The 20,961-nt window shown below is 59.4% G+C and carries 21 protein-coding genes; 12 read left to right on the top strand and 9 right to left on the bottom strand.

Translation table 11 applies throughout. The features are described 5' to 3' along the window. Positions 1-80 precede the first annotated feature (80 nt). Positions 81-1,349, bottom strand: a complete 1,269-nt coding sequence (gene purD, locus NOR97_RS05515) for a phosphoribosylamine--glycine ligase (protein ID WP_170346585.1) — start codon at positions 1,347-1,349, stop codon at positions 81-83. A gap of 75 nt (positions 1,350-1,424) precedes the next feature. On the opposite strand from purD, the gene xseA reads away from it, so the two are divergent. Both xseA and NOR97_RS05505 read left to right on the top strand, forming a co-directional pair. Further along, the gene (gene xseA / locus NOR97_RS05510) at positions 1,425-2,909 is read left to right on the top strand and encodes an exodeoxyribonuclease VII large subunit (RefSeq protein WP_257600468.1); all 1,485 of its coding nucleotides are present in this window, start codon (positions 1,425-1,427) and stop codon (positions 2,907-2,909) included. Positions 2,910-2,912: 3 nt separating this feature from the next. Further along, entirely contained in the window at positions 2,913-3,554 is a 642-nt protein-coding gene (locus tag NOR97_RS05505; protein ID WP_257600467.1) for a glutathione S-transferase family protein, read from the top strand. Here the strand turns inward: NOR97_RS05505 and NOR97_RS05500 are convergent, their stop codons facing one another. Then, entirely contained in the window at positions 3,555-3,950 is a 396-nt protein-coding gene (locus NOR97_RS05500; RefSeq protein WP_257600466.1) for a hypothetical protein, read from the bottom strand. A gap of 140 nt (positions 3,951-4,090) precedes the next feature. Between NOR97_RS05500 and NOR97_RS05495 the strand changes: the two genes are divergently transcribed. The 5 genes from NOR97_RS05495 to NOR97_RS05475 all read left to right on the top strand — a co-directional run bounded on the left by NOR97_RS05495 (position 4,091) and on the right by NOR97_RS05475 (position 8,325). After that, positions 4,091-4,729: a lysoplasmalogenase gene (locus NOR97_RS05495; RefSeq protein ID WP_210092176.1), complete on the top strand. Its 639-nt coding sequence runs from the start codon at positions 4,091-4,093 to the stop codon at positions 4,727-4,729. Between the two features lie 58 nt (positions 4,730-4,787). Next, positions 4,788-5,927, top strand: a complete 1,140-nt coding sequence (ftsY, locus tag NOR97_RS05490; protein ID WP_170346580.1) for a signal recognition particle-docking protein FtsY — start codon at positions 4,788-4,790, stop codon at positions 5,925-5,927. A gap of 89 nt (positions 5,928-6,016) precedes the next feature. Beyond that, a complete protein-coding gene (locus NOR97_RS05485; protein WP_170346579.1) occupies positions 6,017-6,919 on the top strand; it encodes an EamA family transporter in 903 nt (300 codons plus the stop codon). A gap of 16 nt (positions 6,920-6,935) precedes the next feature. Continuing rightward, on the top strand, positions 6,936-7,541 hold the full coding sequence (locus tag NOR97_RS05480) for an inner membrane-spanning protein YciB (protein ID WP_257600465.1): 606 nt from the start codon (positions 6,936-6,938) through the stop codon (positions 7,539-7,541). Positions 7,542-7,656: 115 nt separating this feature from the next. Further along, positions 7,657-8,325, top strand: coding sequence for a Crp/Fnr family transcriptional regulator (locus NOR97_RS05475; protein WP_171170683.1), 669 nt, complete (start codon positions 7,657-7,659; stop codon positions 8,323-8,325). A gap of 223 nt (positions 8,326-8,548) precedes the next feature. Here the strand turns inward: NOR97_RS05475 and NOR97_RS05470 are convergent, their stop codons facing one another. The 6 genes from NOR97_RS05470 to rpiA form a co-directional block, all read right to left on the bottom strand. After that, positions 8,549-10,063, bottom strand: a complete 1,515-nt coding sequence (locus NOR97_RS05470; protein WP_374041603.1) for a Do family serine endopeptidase — start codon at positions 10,061-10,063, stop codon at positions 8,549-8,551. A 110-nt stretch (positions 10,064-10,173) separates the two neighbouring features. Continuing rightward, complete coding sequence (locus tag NOR97_RS05465; RefSeq protein WP_257600464.1) at positions 10,174-10,368, bottom strand: DUF2065 domain-containing protein; 195 nt, start codon at positions 10,366-10,368, stop codon at positions 10,174-10,176. Next, on the bottom strand, positions 10,368-11,264 hold the full coding sequence (hflC, locus tag NOR97_RS05460; RefSeq protein WP_170346574.1) for a protease modulator HflC: 897 nt from the start codon (positions 11,262-11,264) through the stop codon (positions 10,368-10,370). The genes NOR97_RS05465 and hflC overlap by 1 nt, the downstream gene beginning before the upstream one ends. Then, positions 11,264-12,406, bottom strand: a complete 1,143-nt coding sequence (gene hflK / locus NOR97_RS05455; protein WP_257600463.1) for an FtsH protease activity modulator HflK — start codon at positions 12,404-12,406, stop codon at positions 11,264-11,266. The genes hflC and hflK overlap by 1 nt, the downstream gene beginning before the upstream one ends. Positions 12,407-12,478: 72 nt before the next feature. Beyond that, positions 12,479-13,837, bottom strand: a complete 1,359-nt coding sequence (gene gor / locus NOR97_RS05450; protein WP_170346572.1) for a glutathione-disulfide reductase — start codon at positions 13,835-13,837, stop codon at positions 12,479-12,481. A gap of 126 nt (positions 13,838-13,963) precedes the next feature. Further along, positions 13,964-14,752: a ribose-5-phosphate isomerase RpiA gene (gene rpiA, locus NOR97_RS05445; RefSeq protein ID WP_257600462.1), complete on the bottom strand. Its 789-nt coding sequence runs from the start codon at positions 14,750-14,752 to the stop codon at positions 13,964-13,966. A gap of 167 nt (positions 14,753-14,919) precedes the next feature. On the opposite strand from rpiA, the gene NOR97_RS05440 reads away from it, so the two are divergent. From NOR97_RS05440 to NOR97_RS05425, 4 genes are read left to right on the top strand one after another with little or no spacing between them, the layout of a single operon-like run. Continuing rightward, positions 14,920-15,621, top strand: a complete 702-nt coding sequence (locus NOR97_RS05440) for a glutathione S-transferase family protein (RefSeq protein WP_257600461.1) — start codon at positions 14,920-14,922, stop codon at positions 15,619-15,621. A gap of 1 nt (position 15,622) precedes the next feature. After that, positions 15,623-16,996, top strand: coding sequence for an L-serine ammonia-lyase (locus NOR97_RS05435; protein ID WP_257600460.1), 1,374 nt, complete (start codon positions 15,623-15,625; stop codon positions 16,994-16,996). A 22-nt stretch (positions 16,997-17,018) separates the two neighbouring features. Continuing rightward, on the top strand, positions 17,019-17,435 hold the full coding sequence (locus NOR97_RS05430) for a GFA family protein (protein ID WP_257600459.1): 417 nt from the start codon (positions 17,019-17,021) through the stop codon (positions 17,433-17,435). Positions 17,436-17,480: 45 nt separating this feature from the next. Continuing rightward, a complete protein-coding gene (locus NOR97_RS05425; protein WP_257600458.1) occupies positions 17,481-18,395 on the top strand; it encodes a DMT family transporter in 915 nt (304 codons plus the stop codon). On the opposite strand, the gene NOR97_RS05420 is transcribed toward NOR97_RS05425, so the two are convergent. Further along, a complete protein-coding gene (locus tag NOR97_RS05420) occupies positions 18,340-19,047 on the bottom strand; it encodes a thiamine diphosphokinase (protein ID WP_257600457.1) in 708 nt (235 codons plus the stop codon). The genes NOR97_RS05425 and NOR97_RS05420 overlap by 56 nt on opposite strands. 123 nt (positions 19,048-19,170) lie before the next feature. Here NOR97_RS05420 and NOR97_RS05415 point away from each other — a divergent pair, with 123 nt between their 5' ends. Then, positions 19,171-20,874, top strand: a complete 1,704-nt coding sequence (locus NOR97_RS05415; RefSeq protein ID WP_257600456.1) for a hypothetical protein — start codon at positions 19,171-19,173, stop codon at positions 20,872-20,874. Positions 20,875-20,961 lie beyond the last annotated feature (87 nt).

Here is a 20,961-nt window from a genome sequence, read left to right as displayed (position 1 = left end):
ATCGTCCAGTGGACGAATTCGACCGCGAACCCGCGCAGCGCTGGGAGGCCGCAAGGCCGAGGGGCAAACCCCCTGCCCGATCAACCATCCAATGCACGCCATCCGATATCGCGCCGGTAAAACCCGTCAGGCCAATCCACGGCTTCAACCATTTCATAGGCCCGGTCGCGCGCCTCCTTCAGTGTGCTCCCACGGGCGGTCACGTTCAGCACGCGCCCGCCCGATGCAACCACCTGCCCATCGGCACTCTTTGTACCAGCGTGAAACACCATGTTCCGGCTGTCTTCCGGCAGGCCTTCAAGCCCTTTGATCGCAGTGCCTTTCTTGTAAGCACCCGGATAGCCATTGGCCGCCATCACCACCGTGATGGCATGGTCATCCGCCCAATTCACCCGCATCTCACCCAACCTGCCTTCGGCAGCCGCGTGCATTAGGTCCATCGCCTGCGCGCCCAAACGCATCATCAGAACCTGACATTCCGGGTCACCGAAGCGGACGTTGTATTCGACCAGCCTTGGCTGCCCGTCCTTGATCATCAAACCTGCATAAAGAACGCCCTGAAACGGCGTTCCCCGGCGCTTCATCTCGGCGATAGTAGGGCGCACGATTTCTTCCATCGCACGCGCCTCCACCTCTTCGCTCAACACCGGCGCCGGAGAATACGCCCCCATTCCGCCGGTGTTCAGGCCGGTATCGCCCTCGCCAACCCGTTTGTGATCCTGGGCCGTGCCGACTGAAAGAATGTCCTCACCATCGCACAGAACGAACAGCGAGGCTTCTTCACCATCCATGAATTCTTCGATGACGACTTCCGCGCCCGCACCGCCAAAGGCACCGCCGAACATGTCGTCAATGGCGTCCAATGCGGTCTTCTCGTCCATCGCAACGATCACGCCCTTGCCTGCGGCCAGACCATCGGCCTTGACCACAATCGGCGCGCCCTGTTCGCGGATATAGGCTTTGGCAGGCTCAGCCTCGGTAAACCGGGCATAAGCCGCGGTGGGGGCGTTGGCCGCGTCGCAGATTTCCTTGGTGAAGCTTTTCGACGCTTCCAGCTTCGCCGCCTCGGCTGAAGGTCCAAAAACCAATACACCGGCTTCGCGCAACCGATCGGCCACACCGGCCGCCAAAGGCGCCTCGGGTCCGACAATCACGAAATCAATCGCATTTTCTTCGGCAAAGCCGACAACAGCGCCGCCGTTTTCAATATCCAGAGCGGCACAGTCAGCGATCTGAGCGATCCCCGCATTCCCCGGAGCCACGATCAGACGGTCGCATTTGGGGTTTTGCAGCACTGCCCATGCCAGGCTGTGTTCGCGCCCGCCGCTGCCGAGAATGAGGATATTCATGAAAGCTCTCCGATCTGCTTGGCCTTGCCTGCGCGGCGTTCTAAGCTGGGCGCGCATTTGAAACAAGGCGCTGAAATGTCCGACCTGCTTGATGACCCGATTCCAGGCCAAAACACCCCTGAATACACTGTGTCCGAAATTTCGGGTGAGGTGAAACGGACGCTCGAAGGCTCGTTCGGTCGAATCCGCGTGCGCGGTGAGGTTGGGCGCGTGTTCAAAGCCCGATCCGGGCATCTGTACTACGACATCAAGGACGACAGGAACGTTTTGGCCTGCACCACGTGGAAAGGTCAGATTTCCGGCCTGTCCGTTGTGCCCGAAGAAGGATTGGAGGTCGTCGCCACCGGTCGCCTCACGGCTTTCGGGGCGCAATCCAAATACAACCTGAATGTCGATGAGGTTTCCGTCGCGGGTCAGGGCGCGCTGATGGCGCTGCTGGAGAAGCGCAAGAAACAGCTTGAGGCCGAAGGATTATTCGCGCCCGAACACAAAAAGCCCCTGCCATACCTGCCGCAGGTTATTGGCGTGGTCACATCCCCCTCAGGCGCCGTGATCCGCGACATTCTGCATCGGCTCAGGGACAGGTTCCCGCGCAAGGTGCTGATCTGGCCTGTGGCGGTTCAAGGGGCCAACTGCGCGCCCGAGGTTGCCCGCGCCATCGAAGGCTTCAACCAATTGACACCCGGCGGCGCGTTGCCCCGGCCCGACCTGATCATCGTGGCCCGTGGCGGCGGATCGATCGAAGACCTCTGGGGCTTCAATGAAGAGATCGTCGCCCGCGCCGCAGCTGCGTCGGACATACCGTTGATCTCGGCCGTTGGGCATGAAACCGACACCACCCTGATTGATTTCGTTTCGGACCAGCGCGCGCCAACACCCACCGCGGCCGCCGAACTGGCCGTTCCGGTGCGCATGGAACTGCTTGCCTGGACTGGCGAGCAAGGCGCACGCCTGTCACGCGCGGCAACGGATGCAGTCCAACGCCGAACGCAAAGGCTGCGCGATCTGTCCCGCGCCCTGCCGCGCCCGGATAGCCTGTTGAACTCTCCGAGGCAACGCCTTGATTTGATTGCAGATAGACTCACACCCGCCTTGATCCGCGGGGTTCAGAACCGTCGCCTTCAAGTGGTGGAACTGTCTGCCCATCTGCGCCCCTCAACCCTGCGCAGTCTGGTATCTGCACGACGGGAATCACTACACAACCTGTCCTCGCGCCTGTCCCTGCGACCGATTCAAAAGGAAATCGATCAGCAGCGGCAAAACCTCAACCGTCTTGGCGATCGAATGCACACGGCCCAAACCACGCGACTGGACCGCCTCAAACAGCAACTCGAAGCGACGGATCGCCTGCGCGAGACGTTGAGCTACAAGGCCACTTTGGACCGCGGATACGCGGTCGTCCGGGCCGAAGGGAATGTGATCACCACCAAGGCTCAGGCCGCCAAACAAACGGCGCTCGAGATCGAATTCGCCGACGGCATTCTCAGCACCGGCGCGGCCGCGAAACCGTCTTCGAAGAAACCCAAACCGGGCGCCCCGGATCAAGGATCGCTGTTCTAGGCCATGCTGACCATCTGGGGCCGAAGAACATCATCCAATGTACAGGCCCTGATGTGGTGCGTAGGTGAGCTGGCACTAGGTTTTCAACGCCACGATGTGGGGCACAGGTTCGGTGGGCTGAACAAGGATGGCTTTCGCAAACTGAACCCAAACGGCACCATCCCGGTGATACAGGATGGCGAACGCCCCCCGCTTTGGGAGACGGGCCCAATCCTGCGGTATCTGGCCTCCGCGTATGGTGAAGATGATTTCTGGCCACGCGACCCGACCCGGCAAGCCGAAGTGGACAAGTGGGCGGAATGGGCCAAGATCAACGTCGCGATGGCATTCACGGTACCTGTGTTCTGGCGGGTTGTGCGGACACCGGAGGCAGAGCACGACCACCATGCAATCGAAAAAGCCCTGACAGCGCTAGAAAGCACGCTGGCAATCGCCGATGCGCAACTGTCTGAACATGCGTTCCTGTGCGGTTCCTGCCTGACTTTGGCCGATATCCAGTTGGGACACGTTCTCTATCGCTACTATGACATCGATATATCACGTACATCACTGCCCAATTTGCGCCGGTACTATGACACGCTGACCGAAAGGCCAGCCTACCAGACCCATGTCATGATCAGCTATGACGAGCTGCGCCGAAACTGATCAAACGCCAACGTCGGGCCCGTAACAAACCATTTCTTCCCCAAGATCCTCTGCCTCATACAGTTCGGTCGCTTCCGGATTACCTTCGAATTGCGCAATCAAACCGCCACCGGATTGAGTGAAAACCCAGCATTGCGGATCCAGCCTGTCTTCGTAGACAAAGCAAATCTGTTCACCCTGCTGGTACCAGATACCTTCCTTGCAATTCCCGTCGAGAAAAGACCAGATCACACGACGGTTCGGAAGATACCGCTCCACCCCGTAAATCTGACCTTCGAACCCGTAGAACAGAGTTTTGCCCTGCGTATACTTGTCGAACTCCGAGTCAGACAAAGGCGTTTGTGCCGCCACTGACTGTGCGGCAAAAGTTGCAAGAATCATAATGGATCTGAACATGTTTCCATTTTGGCAGAAGCGCTCCGGTCATGCCATTCGCCTGTTGGACCGGTGTCATCACATAACACTTAACTCGACGTAAGCGGTTGATTTCACGTCACGCCCCAGATCAGATTATTCTCAATCGGCGAGGAGATGACATGACAACCATACTGTTCTGGATCGCCCTTGGCAGTGCCCTTGGTTATCTGCCGCTGACCTCCCGACCTGCCGGATCTTTGCGCACCGTGCTGAAAACCGCTTCGGTCGTCCTGTTGGCGGTCATAGCCGTCTTGCACGGTGGGCCTTGGTTGTTGGTTCTTGCGCTCGCTCTGTGTGCGTCCGGCGACGCTATGCTGTCACGCGAAACAGATGCCACGTTCATGGCGGGCATCGCCGCTTTTGCCGCCGGGCATCTGGCCTATATCGCTCTGTTCCTGTCTCATCCGACAAGTTCCGTTGCGCTGATTTGGAACGCACCAGCGATTGTATGGTCCTTGATCATTCTTGGCATCATCATGGCCACACTGCTTGCGCCCCGCGCCGGAGACCTGAAGGGGCCCGTTCTGGCCTATATCCCGATCATTCTCGGAATGGGGATCACTGTGCTGGCACTGCCGGATGCCGGCCCGCTTCAGTGGGCCTTGCCCGCCGCCATGGCCTTCATCGCGTCAGATCTGATCCTCGCAACCGAGAAATTCCTGCTGCCACCGAACCACCCTGCCCTCAAGGTAACGCCTTATCTGGTGTGGCCCCTTTACTGGGGTGCTCAGCTTGGCTTTGTCCTTGCGTTTGTGTGACCCTTTGCAACTGCCGCAAATCCGCATTAGGTGAAGGGAACACCTGTGGAGACCAAGTATGGCGTTTTTCTCAAAGCTAAAGGACAAGCTGTTCAAATCTTCATCTCGTCTTGAAGAAGGGCTGGAAGCCATCGTCGAGGATGGCGGCGAGGAAACGGCGGCGCCGGACCCGGTGATCCCCCAGCCGCAGCCCGATCCGCAACCCGTTCCAGAAGTGCCAGAGCCTGCCCCGGCCCCGCAACCGGTTGAACCGCCGGCACCGATCCCGGCTGACCCCACGCCTGTCGCTCCACCGCCGGAAATACCGGAATCCAAGGGTATCCTGAACCGCCTGTTCAATCGAGGCGCCGCCACGGAAATGCGCCGCACCCTGGACGATGACATGCTGGAACAGCTCGAAGAGCTGCTGATCGCCTCGGACATGGGCGTCGACACGGCCTTGCGGGTCACGTCTAACATGGCTGAGGGCCGCTTTGGCCGCAAACTGTCGACCACAGAGATCAAGCAACTTCTGGCCCAGGAAGTCGCCCGCGTGATGGAGCCTGTGGCCAAGCCTCTGCCGATCTATCCCAAACGGCCACAAGTGGTGCTGGTCGTCGGCGTCAACGGCTCGGGCAAGACCACGACAATTGGAAAACTGGCCAGCCAGTTCAAAGAGGCCGGCAAAAAGGTCATCATCGCCGCCGGCGACACCTTCCGCGCTGCGGCCGTGGAACAGTTGCAGGTCTGGGGCGATCGCGCCGGAGTTCCGGTTCTGACCGCACCAGAAGGCTCGGACCCTGCCAGCCTCGCCTTTGACGCGCTGACCCGTGCACAGGCAGAAGGCGCCGATCTGCTGATGATAGATACGGCAGGCCGCCTGCAAAACCGCACCGACCTGATGGAGGAACTGGCCAAAATCGTCCGCGTCATCCGCAAGGTTGATGACACCGCTCCACACAATACCTTGCTCGTACTCGACGCCACCACCGGACAGAACGCACTGAGCCAGGTGGAAACGTTCCGCAATCTGGCGGACGTTTCCGGTCTGGTCATGACCAAGCTGGACGGCACGGCCAAGGGCGGTGTTCTTGTTGCCCTGGCAGACAAATTCGGGTTGCCCATCCACGCGATCGGAGTCGGCGAACAGATCGACGACCTTGCCCCTTTCGACCCCGAAGAATTCGCCGCCGCCCTCACCGGTCTCGACAAAGGCTGATCCCAGGCTTCATCTGGCCCCAAATATCCTCGGGGGGTGTGGGGGGCAGACAGCCCCCCACTTCTCCGCTCCGCAAAAGGTCCGCGTATTTGAGCGACTGGCTGATCTCTCTCGAAGGCACCGAGACCGGACACCAACTGGCATTGGCGCTGGCCTTGATGGCGGCGTTCCTGCACGCGGTCTTCGGTGCATTGCAAAAAGGCAGGCACGACCCGTGGCTGTCCCGCGGCGCGATCGACGCCTGCTATTGCCTTATGGCAGCCCCCTTCGCCTTTTTCGTGGTCCCATGGCCCGAACCTCATATGTGGCCGATCTTCGCACTCGTCTGGCTGATCCACATCGCCTACAAGACCCTGCAAGCCATGGCATACACCAAAGGCTCTTACACCGTCGTCTATCCGGTGGTGCGCGGGACGGGTCCGCTGTTCACCGTCATCGGTGCCTATCTTCTGTTCGGGGAAACATTCTCGGCCGTGCAATGGCTGGGCGTAGCTACGTTGCTGGCCGGGATATTCGGGTTGGCCGCCTACAACTTCAGGTTCCTGGAAACCGACAGGGATACGCTGGGCATCGCGCTGACACTGGCGATCATCACAGGCCTGTTTGTGGCTCTGTACACCACCTATGACGCCTATGGCATTCGCGCCACCGCCGATCCGTTCACCTTTCTGGCCTGGTTCTTCATGATCGACGGCGCGGCCATGCCGATCTACGCATTTCTCAGGTGGCGCGCGATGGCGCACAGACCTGCACCTGGCCCGCTGATGCTGCGCGGCCTCGCCGGCGGTATCATCGCCCCTTTGTCCTTCGGGGCGATCATGCTGGCCACCCGGTTGGACAAGGTCGGTGAAGCAGCCGTTCTGCGCGAAACCTCAACGGTCTTCGCTGCGCTGATCGGCTGGCTTGTGCTAAAGGAAACTGTCGGCCCAAGACGCATTGCCCTGATGGCATTGATTGCACTTGGCGCCGTAATAGTTGAAATGGGCGGGTAAGCAGCAGGAAGTACAGATGACAGGCAAAAAAGACATCAACCCGTTTCTGAAACAGGTTCTGGAACTTGGCCCCCCGCTGGCCTTCTTCTTCATCTACCTGCGCCTGCGCGACGACAGCTTTCTGATCGGCGGCATCGAGTATTCCGGGTTTATCATCGCCACGATAATCTTCGTCCCGCTGATGCTGGGGGCAATGGGTATCCTGTGGTATCTGACCGGCAAACTCAGCCGGATGCAGATCTTCACGGCCTTCATGGTGATTTTCTTCGGCGGCCTCACAGCCTGGTTCAACGACGAGCGGTTCTTCAAGATGAAAACCACGCTTGTCTATGGGCTGTTTGCCCTGATCCTCGGCATTGGTCTGATGCAAAAGAAATCCTATCTGGCCTATGTTCTGGACGAAATGCTGCCGATGAAACACGAAGGCTGGATGATACTCACGCGCCGTCTGTGTGCTTGTTTCGCCGTTCTGGCCGCCGCAAACGAATTCGTCTGGCGCACCATGTCGACGGATCTGTGGGTCAAGATCGAGACCTTCGGCTTTCCCATCGCGCTGATGGCCTTCCTGATGCTTCAGTTCAGCATTCTGCAACGCTATATGGACGATCCCGAGCAGAAATAGCGGCCTTTACACCCGCCAGACCTGCCAAAACAAACAAAATTCTTGGCTTGAGCGCCCAGCTATGGGAAGTTGTGCCACCACCCACTCTCATACCCTGCCCAAGATCGGTGCATACATGACGGCCTTTCCCACCAGCGGCTTCCTTGCCGAAGCTTCCGACGGGCTCAGAGAAATGCTTTCGGCGCAGGCGACCGAAATATCTCTGTCCCAAGGTGAAATACTTTTTGAACAAGGTGACGAGGGCGACTCTCTCTATGCCATTTTGGAAGGCACGTTAGAGGTTTCCTTTCTGGCAATGAGCGGCCGCAAACTGACACTTACCTTGATGCGCCCCGGCGAAGTCTTCGGTGAAATCGCGTTGTTCGACAATGGTCCGCGTACGGCCACCATTGCGGCGGCAGAAAAGTCGCGTGTACTGCGCGTGCGCCGCAACGACGTTATGAACCAGATCAGACAACAGCCAGACCTTGCCGTGGATATGATCCGTCTGGCCGGATTGCGGATGCGATGGATGGGATTGCAATTGAACGAGCAGGTCTTTCTGCCCATGCCTATTCGGCTGGCCCGCAAGCTGCTGCACCTGTCCAGTTTACAGGACGACCCGGCCGCGCGCATCACCCTGTCGCAGAGCGAACTGGCCGAATTTGTCGGTGCCACACGCGAGGCAGTATCCAAAACCATCTCGATCTGGAAACGCGACAACATGGTCGAAGCCTCTCGAGGTGGTTTGCTGATCCAGGACTTTGAAGCCCTGCGAGAATTGGCTGATTCAGATCTTATTTGATCCGGTGTGATCTGGTTCACAGACCATCGATTACGCTTTGACCTAACGTGAGATTGTTACCGTAGGAGGTCAGAGAATCATCCCCGATATCTGTCCACTGACCTCTCCCTGTATCTGAGCCATACGCAATCACTGCGTATGGCTCATTTTTTTGGCGCATCAGTGATACCTGGTCTGGCCCGCAATCAGAAAAAAGGCCGGGAGGGTTTCCCGGCCTGTTCAATCAGTTCTCGAGGCTCAGCGCCACAAAACGCGGATCGCCGCCCCTGCGCACCAACAGCAGCAAAGATTTGCGACCAGCTTCGCGCGATTCTTCCATGCGGGCTTCAAGATCTCCGATGGTTTCCACCTTTTGCTGGCCTGCTTCGGTGATCAGATCACCTGCCCGCATTCCCTTGGCATAGGCCTCAGATGCTTCATCGACATCCGTAATCACAAGACCGTCTGCATCAGAATCCAGCCCCAGATCTGCACGCAGGGTATCAGTCAGGGGGGAAATCGTGAGGCCCAGAATATCCGCGTTCTCTTCAATCGGAGCTTCCTGCGGTTCCTCCTCGCCACTGTCGGAGCGTTCCGCATCTTCCCGACGCCCCAGTGTCACAAGTACGGTCTGCGTTCCGCCGTCGCGGTGCACGATCACTCTGACGGATTTGCCGACCTCTGCTTCGCCGACCTGACGCACCAGGCCACGGGTGTCTTCCACCTCGACGCCGTCAAAGCTGAGGATCACGTCACCCGCCTTCAACCCAGCTTCCTTGGCGGGGCCGTCCGGTACATCGCTGATCAGCGCCCCGCCCGGCTTTTCCAGGCCCATGGCTTCTGCCATGTCTTCGGTTACGTCCTGAATGCGGACGCCCAGCCAGCCGCGACGGGTCTCGCCATATTTGCGCAGTTGATCCACGACCTTCACGACGACATTCGATGCCATCGAGAAACCGATGCCGATCGAACCGCCGTTGGGCGACAGGATTGCGGTGTTCACACCGATTACTTCGCCGTCCATGTTGAACAGTGGCCCGCCCGAGTTGCCCCGGTTGATCGCCGCATCCGTCTGAATGTAGTCGTCATAGGTTCCGCTCAGCGCTCGGTTGCGGGCTGAAACGATCCCTGCCGATACCGAAAAGCCTTGCCCAAGCGGGTTGCCCATGGCGATGACCCAGTCCCCGACACGTGCCACATCGCTGTTGCCGAACTTCACATATTTCAGCGGACCCGAAGCCTCGACCTTGAGCAGAGCGATATCGGTCTTCTCATCAGTTCCGATGACTTTGGCCACCAGTTCTTTCTTGGGCTGACCATCGCCGGGAAAGAATTCCACAAGGATCTCATCAGCTTCGGCAATCACATGGTTGTTCGTGACGATAAAGCCGTCTTCCGAGATCACGAACCCCGACCCCAACGCATTGCTGCGACGCGGCGCGTTGTCGTTTTCTCCGCCGTTTCGGTCCTGGAACTCGCGAAAGAAGTCTTCAAACGGAGAGCCTTCGGGCACGATGCCCTGCGGGCCGGTCCGGCCCTCGATCAGGGTGCTGGTGGTGATGTTCACAACCGCCGGGCTGACTTTCTCGGCCAGTGGTGCCAGGCTTTCGCCCCTCGCCTGTGCCACCGCCGATTGCGCCAGCAAAAGCAGTGAACCGGCAAAAGCCAGCCACATCAGCCGCATCCAAATACTCACTTCGTCCCACCGGACGGATACACTGCGCGCTTTCGCCTGCACTTGAGCTCTCCTTGTCGACATTCTCGTCAAGACCGCTTGTTCACGGCCTTTCTTACAAACCAATGTAGTCAGTTTGACCCCACGAGCAACTCGGGATCGCAACGAAATCACCGGCAAGTGAAACCGCAGCGTCAAAATCCCAGGTGTTGCGCGCCCCAAAGCAGGAGCAGCCCGCTGATCACACACAGCAATCCGACCAGACGCCGGGCTTGCTCTGGCATGTCCCGCAGGGCTTCAAGCATCCGTTCGACAAGCGAAGGGGCCAGCGCATAGGCCAGCCCCTCGACAATCAGCACCAGCCCGAAGGCCAGAAGGATCATACCCATTATTCAGACGGCGCGGCAGCCGGGGCCGACCGTCCCGTTGGTGAACTGAGATAGTTGAAGAACTCGGAATCCGGGCTCAGGATCAATGAGCTATTGCCGCCCTGTAACGCTTTTTCATACGCGGTCAGCGAGCGATAGAACTCGAAGAACTCCGGGTCTGCACCGTAGGCTTCAGCAAAGATCGCGTTTCGTTCGGCGTCAGCTTCACCACGGATGATCTCGGCCTCGCGGCGCGCATCCGAAACCAACTCGACCACGGTACGATCAGCTTGCGCGCGTACACGCTGCGCAGCTTCGTTGCCGCGGGCGCGTTCGTCGGTCGCCTCACGTTCGCGTTCGGCCTTCATCCGGTCGAAGGTTGCCTCGAGGTTGGCTTGCGGCAAGTCGGTCGCTTTCAGGCGTACGTCGATCACGTTGACGCCCAGCGCACGTGCCTCGGCAATCGCGCTGTTGCGGATGCGCAGCATCAGCGCGGCACGGTCCGAACTGAGGATGTCACGTGACGACACCGAACCCAGTACTTCGCGGGTTTCGGCGCGCAGGATACGATCCAGACGGTCTTCGGCGACCGGAATACCACCGACACCAACGGCCTGACGGAACTGGTTCAGGTCCGAAATCCGGTAACGTGCAAAAGCGTCCACCACGAGACGACGATCATCCAGAGGCGTAACCTCCAACGGTTGAACGTCGATGGACAGGATCCGGTCGTCATAGCGGACAACTTCTTGAATCAGCGGGATCTTGAACGCCAGACCCGGCTCTTCCTTGACCGCAACAACGCGGCCAAATTGCAGAACCAACGCGCGCTCACGTTCATCCACGATAAAGATCGAGGACAGAACACCAACAATCGCGATGAAAACGATCGGTAGAATAAAGGTCGTTTTACGCATCAGTTGCTCTCCTGTCCGGAATTGCGGCGCAGTTCGTTCAGCGGCAGGTAAGGTACAACGCCCTGCCCCGATCCGGTCGAGTTTTCGTCCAGAATGATCTTGTCGACGTCACCCAGAACCTGCTCCATCCGTTCCAGATACAGACGCTTGCGGGTCACCTCGGGCGCTTTGGAGTATTCTTCCAAAACCGCACTGAAACGGCTGGCTTCACCCATGGCGCTGTTGATCTGCTGTGCGCGGTAGGCTTCGGCTTCTTCCAGAACCTGTGCCGCTTCACCGCGCGCCTCAGCCAGAACCCGGTTGGCGTAGGCGTCGGCGACGTTTTGCAGCCGGTCACGCTCCTGCGCGGCGGCCTGAACGTCGCGGAAGGCGGCGATCACGTCCTGCGGCGGGTCGGCTTTGTCGAAGTTGACGCGAACAATGTTAATCCCCGAATCATAGCTGTCCATGGTCGCCTGAATCAGTTCCTGTAGACGATCCGCGATGATGCCACGATCCCTGTTCAGGATCGGTGCCAGCTCGCTCTGCGCGATAATCTCGCGCATCGCCGATTCCGACACGGCGCGGATGGTCTGGCGTGGATCACGCAGATTGAACAGGAACTTGGCCGGATCGCTGATGTTCCAGACGACCTGATAGTCGATATCGACCACGTTTTCGTCGCCGGTCAGCATGAGTCCATCGTCGCTGCCGCGGGCTCCGCCCATATCTTCGGTCTGTTCGCGAGTGACCGGAATCACCTCGGCAGTGACAAACGGCCATGGCGCAAAGTTCAGACCCGGATTGCCAACGGCCGAGAACTCACCCAGAAACAGCTCAACTGACTGTTCTTCCGGTTTTACAGTGTAAAAGCTGGCCAGCCCCCACAAAACGGCAGCCGCCACCAGGCCGATCGCAACAGTACCTTTGGTAAAGGCCGGGCCTCCACCGCCCTGACCACCGCTGCCACCACGGCCACCGCCGCCGCGACCGCCCATCAGGACGCGCAGCTGCTCCTGGCCTTTTTTCATCAGCTCGTCGATTTCGGGAATCTGCGGGCCTTCGCCTTCGGGGGGCTTGCGCCCATCCCCGTTGTTACCCCGATTTCCTCCGCCTCCGGATGAGCCTCCGCCCCCCCAGGGGCCGCCGCTGTTGCCCGCCATATGTATCTTTTCCCTTGTATTGGACCGTGTGATCACGGGTTCCCTTGTAACGTGTGTGCGCGCGCTTGCAAATCAAGCGGTGCGTACAGGTTGCCGCATTGTCACCAGTTCTTCGGCCATCACCGGATGAACTGCAACCGTGCGGTCAAAATCTTCTTTCGTCGCGCCCATCTTTACGGCGATACCAGCCAGCTGGATCATCTCACCGGCCCCCGGGGCCACGATATGACACCCTAGAACCTTACGCGTGGCCTGAGAGACGATCAGTTTCATCAAAACCCGCTGCGTGCCACCGGCAAACGCCTTCTGCATCGGCTTGAACGACGTGGCATAGACCTCGATCGGTTCCTGGGCCGAGGCTTCTTCCTCGCTCAGGCCAACTGTGCCGAATTCAGGTTGCGTGAAGATCGCGGTCGGGATCAGGTCGTGATCCACCGGTGTCGGGTTGCCTTTGAAAACGGTTTCCACAAAAGCCATACCCTCGCGGATGGCCACGGGCGTCAGGTTGACCCGGTCGGTCACATCGCCGATGGCATAGATCGACGGAACAGCGGTCTGGCTGTATTCATCCACGACGATCTCACCCTTGCGACCACGTTCGACGCCCAGATCTTCCAGCCCGAGATTGTCGGCATTCGGCGCGCGGCCCGTGGCGTACATGACCACGTCAAAACGATCCTCGGTGCCGTCGGTTGCCTTGACGCGGATCTGGTCGCCGTCTCTGGCCATTTCCAGAACATTGGTGCCCAGACGCACGTCTATGCCGTTCTGGCGCATCTCTTCGCAGATCAGCCCACGCGCTTCTTCATCAAAGCCACGCAGGATCTGCGCACCGCGGTAGAATTGCGTGGTCTTGACGCCCAGACCGTTCATGATCCCGGCGAATTCGCTGGCGATATAGCCACCGCCGACGATCAGAATGCTCTGGGGCAGCTTGTCCAGATGGAAAATCTCGTTCGACGTGATCGCAAGATCCGATCCCGGGAAATCCGGTACAACCGGGCGGCCGCCCGTTGCAATCAGGATGTGTTTGGCGGTTTTCCGGGTGCCGTCGGTCAGTTCGACCGTATGCGCATCCACCAGGCGCGCGCGTTGATCAAAGCTTTCGACACCGTTGTTTTTCAGGATGCTGCGATAAATTCCTTCCAGCCGGTCCAGTTCGGCAACCAGTTTGCCGTGAAACGTGTCCCAGTCAAACGCGCCGGGCTGAACGGCCCAACCATAGGCTTGTGCGTCTTCGACCATGCCCGAGTATTCGCTGGCAAAGACCATCAGTTTCTTTGGCACGCAACCCCGGATCACACAGGTGCCGCCATAGCGGTCTTCTTCAGCCAGCGCGACCTTTGCACCGGTTTCACCCGCCGCCACACGTGCCGCCCGGACCCCGCCCGAGCCTCCGCCGATGACGAAAAGATCATAGTCAAAGCTCATGCCGGGTTCCTTCGTTCAACTTGCAAAAATCCTCTGGATATCTGGGCGCGAAAACCGCGGTGCCAACCCCCGGGCGTGGAATTTTCGGTCTTTTGCCGACGCTTGTCAGATTGGCTTGCATAAAACTCAGTCCGTTTGGTCGGAAAACAGGTTTTCCCGGGTTCCACTTAACAGTTGATCCAGTTCAAGGGTGCCCGCGTTGATATCCCGCAGCTCGACCCGCCCGTCGCCATGGCCGATGACGACCTTGTCACAGATATCGATGAACAGGCCGTTTTCCACCACGCCGGGAACCTGATTGAGGATCAAGGCCATCTGACGGGGATTGCCGATGCGTTGCAGATGCAGGTCCAGAATGTGGTTGCCCTCATCCGTCACAAACGGGGCCGCGCCATTCATACGCAGCGCCGACGAGGTCCCAAGTACATCCATCGCGTCCAGCGCTTCTTCGATCAGTGTCCGCGTGGTTTGCCAGCCAAATGGAACAACCTCGACCGGCAAGGGGAAAGCACCCAGCGTTTCCACCTCTTTCCCGGCATCGGCGATGACGATCATCTGATCACTGGCCGTGGCAACGATCTTTTCCTGCAAATGCGCGCCGCCGCCGCCCTTGATCAGGTTCAGGTCAGCATCGAATTCATCCGCGCCGTCGATGGTCATGTCCAGCCACCCGGCCTGATCCAGAGAAATGACTTCGATCCCGACTTCGCGTGCCAGCTGCGCGGTGCGGGTGGATGTGGGAACGCCCTTGATCCGCAGACCTTCGTCCTGCACCCGTTCGCCCAAACGACGGACCAGCCAGGCCGCAGTGGATCCCGTTCCAAGACCCACGCGCATGCCGTCCTCGACCATTTGGGCGGCACGACATGCGGCCACGTATTTTGCGGTGTCGATGGGCGACAGTTCTCCGGTCATGGCAGCTTTCCCAGTTTGGCCTGCCCGAGTTATAGGGAATGCGCCGCGCGACTGCGACCACAATTTGAGGTTCGGCAAGCGTAAAGATGCCTGAAGACTGCGCGTTTCCTATCGGAAACGTCGCAATCATGTCTTACGCCCTCATCTTTGTCATATAGATTGCCCGCATGTTGACCCGTTACCGCCTGCACTACGCCCCTGACAACGCCTCGCTGGTGATCCGGCTGGTGTTGGAGGAAATGGGTGCGCCCTATGAAACCGTGCTGGTCGATCGCCGTCGCAACGAACAGGACAGCGCGGTGTACAGGGCATTGAACCCCAACGGGCTGATCCCGGTGCTTGAAACTCCGCAAGGGCCGATCTTTGAAACGGCGGCAATCCTGTTGTGGCTGTCCGAGTGCCACGGGCAACTGGCCCCGGCGACAGAGGCCCCCGAACGCGCCGAGTTTTTGAAATGGCTGTTCTTTGCGTCCAACACGCTGCACGCCGATCTGCGCATTCTGTTCTATGCCGAGAAATACATCGCCCCGCCACAGGCCGATACCCTGCGTGCAGGTATCCGCCCTCGTTTGAAGCAACACCTGCAACTGCTGGACGCGCTGGCAAAACGCGCGCCAGCCTGGTTCCGCGCGGAATGCCCGTCGGTTCTGACCTATTACGTCGCATGCATGATGCGCTGGATGGCCTTGTACCCGGCCAAGGCAGATCGCAGTTGGTATCAACTGACTGACACCCCGGCCTTGCAAACCATCCTGGCACAGCTTGAGACACGCCCCGCCACCGTCGCAGCCATCGCGGCCGAGGGTCTGGGCCCCGCACCCTACACCTCTCCTATTTACGCCAACCCCTTAGAAGGCTCAGCTACCTGACATGTTCCTCTCTGTCTTCGATATGTTCAAAGTGGGCATCGGCCCGTCCTCCTCGCACACCATGGGCCCCATGGTGGCGGCGGCGCGCTTTCTGGATATGATGCGTGCTTCACCCTTTGAATTTGCGGGTCTGAAGGGCTCGTTGCATGGCTCGCTCGCCTTTACCGGCGTCGGCCATGCGACCGACCGGGCGACCATTCTGGGTTTGGCCGGTTTTGTTCCGGACACCTACGACAACAACAAGGCCGAGGCCGCATTGGCGGACATCGCCAAGACACACACGGTTTCCCCCGACGGCCTGCCGACGCTTCAGTTCGATCCAAAAGCAGACCTGGTTTTCGACTATGACACCAACCTGCCGGGACACGCTAACGGGATGATCCTGATGGCCACGGACGCGCAGGGGGACGTGATCCTGCGCCAGGTGTTCTATTCCATCGGTGGCGGCTTTGTCCTGACCGAAGAAGAGCTGGCCCAAGGCAAGGACACCAACGACGGGCCGCCCGTGCCCTTCCCGTTCCACACCGCGGCCGAGATGCTGGAGATGGCCAAATCCAGCGGCAAAACCATTGCCGAGATGAAGCGCGCCAATGAGATCGCGCGCGGCTGCGCCGACAGTTTCGCCAAGGGCTGCACCCGCCTGTGGGACGTCATGAATGCCTGTATCGAACGCGGTCTGACCACCGACGGCATTCTGCCCGGCGGGCTGAAAGTGCGACGCAGGGCGAAGGGTATCTATGACGCGCTGATGGCCGAACGCGGCATGAACCTGACCGCGCCGCACACGATCAACGACTGGATGAGTGTCTACGCCATGGCGGTCAACGAAGAAAACGCCGCCGGTGGGCAAGTCGTCACGGCACCGACCAACGGGGCGGCGGGCGTTCTTCCCGCGGTACTGCGCTATTACCTGGACCACGTTCCCGGTGCTTCGGAGAGCCATATCGAAGACTTCCTTCTGACTGCGGCCGCGATTGGCGGGCTGGTCAAATACAATGCGTCCATCTCGGGGGCCGAAGCGGGGTGTCAGGCCGAGGTCGGCAGCGCATCAGCCATGGCCGCGGCGGGGCTCTGCGCCGTGATGGGCGGCACGCCCGAACAGGTTGAAAACGCGGCCGAGATCGCGTTGGAGCATCATCTGGGCATGACCTGCGATCCCGTTGCCGGTCTGGTTCAGGTGCCCTGCATCGAGCGTAACGGGCTGGGGGCCATCAAGGCTGTGTCCGCTGCGTCTTTGTCCCTTCGCGGGGATGGAGAGCATTTCGTGCCGCTGGATGCGGTGATCGAGACGATGCGTCAGACCGGCCATGACATGCACGAAAAATACAAGGAAACCTCGCTTGGTGGATTGGCCGTGAACGTGCCAAACTGCTGAGATCGCAACAAAGGGGGTCGATATGCGTGGACATTGCCTGTGCGGCAGCATCAAGTACGAGATTGACCCTCCTGCCCTGTCCTGTGTCACCTGTCATTGCGACAGTTGCCGACGCCAATGCGCCGCGCCGATGACAACCTATTTCGCGGTTCGTGACGGTCAGTGGCGCTGGATCGGGGAAGAGCCGAAACGCTTCAACTCTTCGCCCGGAGTCGAGCGCAGCTTTTGCCCGGATTGCGGCACACCAATCTCATTCCGGTCAGCCAAGATGTCGGATGTGCTGCACCTGTATGTAGCCACTTTGGAGACCCCAGAGGCGTTACAGCCCACGTTGCACGTGTCTCATGAAGAAAGGCTGAGCTGGCTGCATCTGGATGACAACCTGCCCACCTGCACCGGGCCGGATTATACAAAGGTTCAACCCCTGCCGGACGCCTGACATTCGACCTTTCCACTGCGCCGCGAAGCAGATAGCGTCGCGCGCATGACTCAGGATCGTCCCGTCTTCGGCATCTTTCTGATGCTCGGTTTTTGCGTGCTCGCGCCCTTGGGGGATGCGATGGCAAAGCTGTTGGGTGAGACGACCCCGTTAGGTCTGCTGGTTACTGTCCGCTTCGCGGTGCAAGCGTTGATACTCATTCCCCTTGTGGTGATGACGGGCCGGCCCTGGCGGATGCGCGGGCGGATTCTGCGCCTGACAGTCATCCGCACGCTGCTGCACATCATCGGCATAACTGCGATGTTCAGCGCGCTCCAGTTCCTGCCTTTGGCTGACGCCGTCGCCATTGCCTTTGTCATGCCGTTCATCATGTTGCTTCTGGGCAGATACGTTCTGGGCGAAGAGGTCGGCGCGCGGCGCCTCGTGGCCTGCATCGTCGGTTTCATCGGCACACTTCTGGTCATACAGCCCAGCTTTGCCGAGGTGGGCCTACCTGCCCTGCTGCCGTTGATCGTCGCCGTGGTCTTTGCGCTGTTCATGCTGGTCACGCGGCAGATTGCCAAGGAAACTGACCCGATTTCCTTGCAGGCTGTGTCTGGCGTCATGGCCACTGTGGGGCTGGTTCCTGTCCTTGTGATCGGAACATCGCTTGGTATCTGGAACCTGTCAGCCGCCTTGCCCGCCGCCGATTTGTATTGGCTGCTGATCGCGATAGGAGTTTTGGGAACTGTCGCGCATCTGCTGATGACATGGTCACTGCGCTATGCACCTTCGGCCACGCTGGCCCCGATGCAATATCTGGAAATCCCGGTGGCAACCCTGATTGGCTGGGCAATCTTCAGCGACCTGCCGGACGGGCTGGCGGCGGTTGGGATCATGATCACCGTCGCCGCCGGTTTGTACGTTATTCTTCGCGAACGGGCCACCGCTCGATCTGCCCCGACAGAAACACCTGCATAAGCGGATCGAGTGCGGCGCGGGGAACCATCACCAACAGGCCGGGCCCATCCATCTGCAATTCAACATCCGACAGTGCGCGATTGGAGGTTCCGACCTGCCCGTCCGGTTGCAACCGCAGGCCGTCGATGGGCCATTCCAGCCCGGTGCTGCGCCCCGTCACAGGGCGCATTGGAAACAGGGAAACCACATCTCCGGGCGCAACCGGCAGCCGGATTTGGCGAGGCGCGTGAAAAACCACCTCATGCGCACCCAGCAGAATGCAGGCCTGTTCCTGACGTCTGACCAGCACGTTCAGAACGGCAAGCTGATGATCAAGCCGCCCGCCCAGAAAACCGGCCCCCAAAATCAGTGGAGCCTGCACATTGCGCAAGGTCTTGTCGAAATCGGTGCTGTCCTGCTCGCGAATGGCAAAAAGCCGTTCAGACGGGATTTTGGCTTTCGACGCGGTGTCCAGCGAATCGAAGTCCCCGATGACCGCGTCCGGAATCCGGCCTGATTCTGCCAGAACCGCCGCCCCACCATCCGCTGCAACGACTGAAGTGACGCGGTTCAGCACCAAATTCAGGTCCTCGAAACCAACATAACCGCCCCCAAACAACCCGATTGGATCAGCAGAGCGTACAATTGGTTCATTTTTCCTAAGATTGGCCATTTTTCCCGGATTTGGACACATTAAGACCACAAAATGATAGGTTCATGCATAAAGTTCAGAGCCTCCGTGTGCTCCCGATTCCGGGTAAGTGGGCTCTTGTAGTTTGTAAAGGACGTGCGTCTGATGGTACAGAATAACAAGGTATTGACCGTTTCATATGGAACCTTCTCCTGCACTTTGGAAGGATTCGACGATTCCTTTGAAACGATGAAAGCCATTGCCGAGTATTTCCGCGATCTCGCTGCGGATGATCGTTACTTCGGCTCGGAGCCTCCCCAACCAGACGCCGAAATGCTGACCCGCATCGCACGCCGCGACGCATCGCAACGCGTCGAAGCCAGCCAAAACGAATCCGGGCTTCTGCTGCGTGCCGCTCCAAATACCGAAGCCCCGGCACCGGTCGGTTCTGACGCACCGGTCCGGCACGCGCCAGATGCAGATGCTATGACCACCCAGCCCCCCGAATATGCGCAACCAAGCCCGGTGCAGACCGCATTCACGGACGCGAAGGCCGTCGACGCCACCACATCTCCGCCGGCCGATAGCATTGCAGCAAAACTGCAACGCATCCGGGCCGTTGTTTCCCATTCGGACGTCCCCCCCACTGCCTATTCCGAAGACGAAGAATCTTCGCTGCTGGCCAACACCGCCCCCCCGGTGGACGCCGTGGCCGCCGCGTTCGAAGCAGGTGCTCTCAATGAAGAGGACTTTGCGGAACCCGCCCAGGCCGAGGCCGCAGAAATCGAGGATCTGCAAGCGCTTGACGCGGAAGACGTACAAACCGACGACGCGCCGGCAGCATCTGAAAACCAGGCCTTCGAAACCGCAGAGCCGATTATCGAGAACGATTCCGAACAGCAGGTGCAACTGACCCCCGACCACCTGCTGGATGAAGAAGTTGAGGTCGCAACGGACGACGCGCAGCTTCCTGCTGAGCCCCTGTTCTCGGATCTGGAAGAGGATACCGACGAGGAAATCGACGAAGAGGATGTTCCAAACATCCTCAACGTCGAAGACGTGGCGATCGAATCCGAAGATGAACCAGGTGATGAGGCGCAAGACGATCAGGCGCAAGGAGTATTGACGGAAGAGGACGAAATTCAGCTGCTGTCCGAGATTTCCGAGATCGAAAAAGACATGGCAGGCCGTTCAAGCCAAAAACTGACTGATGACGCCGATCCTGATCAGGATATCTCGCGGCTGATGGCCAAAACCGGTGAACATATGGAGGACCCCTCCAGCAGCGACGCGCGAGAAACCTATTCGCACCTTCGCACCGCCGTTGCCGCGACCGAGGCCGACCGTGATGGCCAACCGGCCCCGGACACCTCGCCTGTCGATGAGTATCGCGTCGATCTGGCGTCAGCGGTCAGCCCGCGCCGCCCCGAGGTAAACGTGACCAGCATACGCCCGGAAGCAGACGCTCCGGCTCCGTTGAAGCTGGTTGCCGAGCAGCGCGTGGACGATCAAAGCGAATCCAACGGCCCCGTGATGCCGCGTCGCGTGACCACTCAGGTGGAGGAAGCCGGGTCGGAAGAAGGCGGTTTTGCGCAATTCGCACAAGATCAGGGTGCACAGTCGCTTCAGGACCTGCTTGAAGCCGCGGCGGCCTACCTGTCCTTCATCGAAGGGCAGCAGCAATTCTCGCGCCCGCAACTGATGAACAAGGTCCGTTCTTTGAAGCAGGATGAGTTCAATCGCGAAGAAAGCCTGCGTTCCTTCGGACAGCTGCTGCGCGATGGAAAGATCGAAAAAGCCGGTGGCGGCCGTTTTGCGGCCTCTGACCTGATCGGCTTCCGTCCTGATGATGAGCGCGCGGTAGGCTGACTAACCTCGCCAATTGACAAAAAATGGGCCGGGTGCACCCCGGCCCTTTTGCTATGGCGCGTCCAGAGACAAACGCCCGTTAGTCAA

It is taken from the genome of Ruegeria sp. YS9, assembly GCF_024628725.1.
Lineage (GTDB): Bacteria > Pseudomonadota > Alphaproteobacteria > Rhodobacterales > Rhodobacteraceae > Ruegeria > Ruegeria atlantica_C.
Note: the sequence above shows the minus strand (reverse complement) of the source record. Positions and strands in the feature narration are given on the sequence as shown.

What these genes read in the sequence shown, in the direction of transcription:
- NOR97_RS05500 (WP_257600466.1), bottom strand. Translation starts at nt 3,950, where the DNA reads ATGTTCAGATCCATTATGATTCTTGCAACTTTTGCCGCACAGTCAGTG.
- hflC (WP_170346574.1), bottom strand. Translation starts at nt 11,264, where the DNA reads ATGCGTAAAACGACCTTTATTCTACCGATCGTTTTCATCGCGATTGTT.
- hflK (WP_257600463.1), bottom strand. Translation starts at nt 12,406, where the DNA reads ATGGCGGGCAACAGCGGCGGCCCCTGGGGGGGCGGAGGCTCATCCGGA.
- purD (WP_170346585.1), bottom strand. Translation starts at nt 1,349, where the DNA reads ATGAATATCCTCATTCTCGGCAGCGGCGGGCGCGAACACAGCCTGGCA.
- NOR97_RS05480 (WP_257600465.1), top strand. Translation starts at nt 6,936, where the DNA reads ATGACAGGCAAAAAAGACATCAACCCGTTTCTGAAACAGGTTCTGGAA.
- NOR97_RS05465 (WP_257600464.1), bottom strand. Translation starts at nt 10,368, where the DNA reads ATGGGTATGATCCTTCTGGCCTTCGGGCTGGTGCTGATTGTCGAGGGG.
- NOR97_RS05475 (WP_171170683.1), top strand. Translation starts at nt 7,657, where the DNA reads ATGACGGCCTTTCCCACCAGCGGCTTCCTTGCCGAAGCTTCCGACGGG.
- rpiA (WP_257600462.1), bottom strand. Translation starts at nt 14,752, where the DNA reads ATGACCGGAGAACTGTCGCCCATCGACACCGCAAAATACGTGGCCGCA.
- gor (WP_170346572.1), bottom strand. Translation starts at nt 13,837, where the DNA reads ATGAGCTTTGACTATGATCTTTTCGTCATCGGCGGAGGCTCGGGCGGG.
- ftsY (WP_170346580.1), top strand. Translation starts at nt 4,788, where the DNA reads ATGGCGTTTTTCTCAAAGCTAAAGGACAAGCTGTTCAAATCTTCATCT.
- xseA (WP_257600468.1), top strand. Translation starts at nt 1,425, where the DNA reads ATGTCCGACCTGCTTGATGACCCGATTCCAGGCCAAAACACCCCTGAA.
- NOR97_RS05430 (WP_257600459.1), top strand. Translation starts at nt 17,019, where the DNA reads ATGCGTGGACATTGCCTGTGCGGCAGCATCAAGTACGAGATTGACCCT.
- NOR97_RS05425 (WP_257600458.1), top strand. Translation starts at nt 17,481, where the DNA reads ATGACTCAGGATCGTCCCGTCTTCGGCATCTTTCTGATGCTCGGTTTT.
- NOR97_RS05440 (WP_257600461.1), top strand. Translation starts at nt 14,920, where the DNA reads ATGTTGACCCGTTACCGCCTGCACTACGCCCCTGACAACGCCTCGCTG.
- NOR97_RS05415 (WP_257600456.1), top strand. Translation starts at nt 19,171, where the DNA reads ATGGTACAGAATAACAAGGTATTGACCGTTTCATATGGAACCTTCTCC.
- NOR97_RS05420 (WP_257600457.1), bottom strand. Translation starts at nt 19,047, where the DNA reads ATGGCCAATCTTAGGAAAAATGAACCAATTGTACGCTCTGCTGATCCA.
- NOR97_RS05495 (WP_210092176.1), top strand. Translation starts at nt 4,091, where the DNA reads ATGACAACCATACTGTTCTGGATCGCCCTTGGCAGTGCCCTTGGTTAT.
- NOR97_RS05505 (WP_257600467.1), top strand. Translation starts at nt 2,913, where the DNA reads ATGCTGACCATCTGGGGCCGAAGAACATCATCCAATGTACAGGCCCTG.
- NOR97_RS05435 (WP_257600460.1), top strand. Translation starts at nt 15,623, where the DNA reads ATGTTCCTCTCTGTCTTCGATATGTTCAAAGTGGGCATCGGCCCGTCC.
- NOR97_RS05470 (WP_374041603.1), bottom strand. Translation starts at nt 10,063, where the DNA reads ATGTCGACAAGGAGAGCTCAAGTGCAGGCGAAAGCGCGCAGTGTATCC.